The sequence below is a fragment of the Vibrio sp. Vb0888 genome, assembly GCF_033338835.1.
In the GTDB taxonomy this organism is placed as follows: Bacteria; Pseudomonadota; Gammaproteobacteria; order Enterobacterales; family Vibrionaceae; genus Vibrio; species Vibrio alginolyticus.
The window spans coordinates 1-1405 of the sequence record NZ_JAWOTL010000129.1 but is presented as its reverse complement, the minus strand read 5'-3'; the positions used below and the strand labels follow the sequence as shown (position 1 = coordinate 1405).

Here is a 1405-nt window from a genome sequence, read left to right as displayed (position 1 = left end):
CACCATGCTTTGAACATGCGCCGCACCAGAAACGATTTCTTCCAATGAGTTCACCGCACCCGAGCTTTGACTCACACCAATCTCAACCAAACGACAGCCATCTTCCGTGTAAGTCACGGCCTCTTGAGTGCCCACTTGAATCGCTTGAATGATCTCACCGACCTCTTGTGTTGCCTTTGTTGTGCGTTCAGCCAGAGCGCGTACTTCATCGGCAACCACAGCAAAACCTCTGCCCTGCTCTCCTGCTCGCGCCGCTTCGATTGCCGCATTTAAAGCCAGCAAGTTGGTTTGCTCTGCGACAGAGGTAATCAAGTCTGCCACTTTCATGATTTCTTCATGGCTAGTAATGATCTGGCTGATGGCTTGAGTAGAATCTTCTAGCAGTTCAGAGCTTTTCTCTGCTTGTTGATGAACGTCTTCACTCTTCTCGCGCAGCTCTTCCACAAACTTGCTCGACTCTTCAATCCCTGTGGCCATGTGATGTACTTGTTGGCTCATTTGCTCTGCCGCACTTGCTTGAGATTCACTATTCACGTTGAGTGCATTGACTTGCTCATCCAACTGCGACGATTGCTCATCAAGCGCTTGCGAAACAGATTTCAGCTCTATCGAATTTAAATTAGCTTGCTCCAATACTTCAGCCAGATGCAGTTCGCCTTCTGTTGCTTTTTTGGCGACTTGCTCACTCTCGACTTTTGCTGCTTCGGCATTTTCAATCGCATCATCACGTTGCTTAGCAGTAAATGCCTGAGCGATACAAATCACCACCAGCGGCAATACGGTACCAGACCAAATTTCTAATCGCTGAGAAGCTTCCGATAATACCAGTTGAGGAAACTCAAAACCCGAAACATGCTGATGTGTCATTAAGGCGGAAATGGCAATCACCACGCCACTCCAAGCAATAGCGATAAGACGAGTGCCAGATAAGAAGAAAGCGACAACCAACAAAGGCACCCAATAAGTTTGAGTTGAATCAACCACACCACCACTTTGATAAATGATATTGAGTGCATGCACCGACATCCCGACAAAACCAAGGTTAAGTGATAACGCAGGTTGCTTAAACCATTTGAGACTAGAAGCGGAAAGAAGCTCAAGAGTAATCAGAATGATAGAAGTTAAGATCAAGCTTTCGTGTCCATGCTTGAACCACTTAATTAAGCTATAAATTCCGACCAGAAAAGCGATGAAGGTAAATAAAGAGAGGATGTCAGCTTGACGTTGTTGCGTTCTCGTCCATTGAGGTTGGCGCGGCATAAATACACTGCGCCACAGCGTGGCTGGATTCATGTTCAATCTTCCTTGATTGATTTCTTATTAGACATCCGACCACTATAGTTTTGTAACATTTCCACAACAAATTTATTCCTTAAATCTGTCTGAGGTGTCTCATTTTTAGTAC

General features: G+C 45.5%; 1 protein-coding gene. It reads right to left on the bottom strand.

What is annotated here, in order from left to right; all coding sequences use genetic code 11:
* The coding region (locus tag R7P72_RS24400; RefSeq protein ID WP_318110881.1) for a methyl-accepting chemotaxis protein at window positions 1-1293 on the bottom strand (1293 nt) is incomplete at its 3' end.
* Window positions 1294-1405: the final 112 nt, after the last annotated feature.